This window comes from Rhizobium redzepovicii (assembly GCF_019793435.1).
Lineage (GTDB): Bacteria > Pseudomonadota > Alphaproteobacteria > Rhizobiales > Rhizobiaceae > Rhizobium > Rhizobium redzepovicii.
Genome location: NZ_JAILYH010000077.1, coordinates 1 through 472, shown reverse-complemented (window position 1 = coordinate 472; position 472 = coordinate 1). Strand labels below are relative to the sequence as shown.

The 472-nt window shown below is 64.4% G+C and carries 1 protein-coding gene; it reads left to right on the top strand.

Going from position 1 to position 472, the window contains the following annotated elements; all coding sequences use genetic code 11:
* Positions 1 to 472: DUF4082 domain-containing protein (locus tag K6N12_RS33645; RefSeq protein WP_222149179.1), on the top strand; the 472-nt coding region annotated here is incomplete at both ends.

Genomic DNA, 472 nt, shown 5'->3' with positions numbered 1-472 from the left:
ACGGCCAGAACGTTGTCGACCTGTGGACCACGACGGGCACCAAGCTCGCCACCGCCACCTTTGCCGGCACCACCGGCAGCGGCTGGCAGACGGTCAACTTCTCAACCCCCGTCACGATTACTGCCAACACGACCTACGTTGCCTCCTATCACACCACCGGCGCCTACGTCGCGACCAACAATTTCTTTACGGCCGCCGTCACAAACGGCCCGCTCACGGCGTCGGCCAGCGGCAACGGCGTATACACCTATGGCGGCTCCGCTACCGCTGGCATTTTCCCGAATGCCACCTACAACGCCGCCAATTACTATGCCGATGTGGTCTTCCGCCCGGCATCGACAACGCCGAACACGACGCCGACGGCGGTTGCCGATGCGGGCGATGCGACCGAGAAGGGCGGCGTGGCCAACGGTTCGGGCGGCGTGGTTGCCAGCGGTAACGTGCTGACCAACGACACCGATCCGGATTCTGG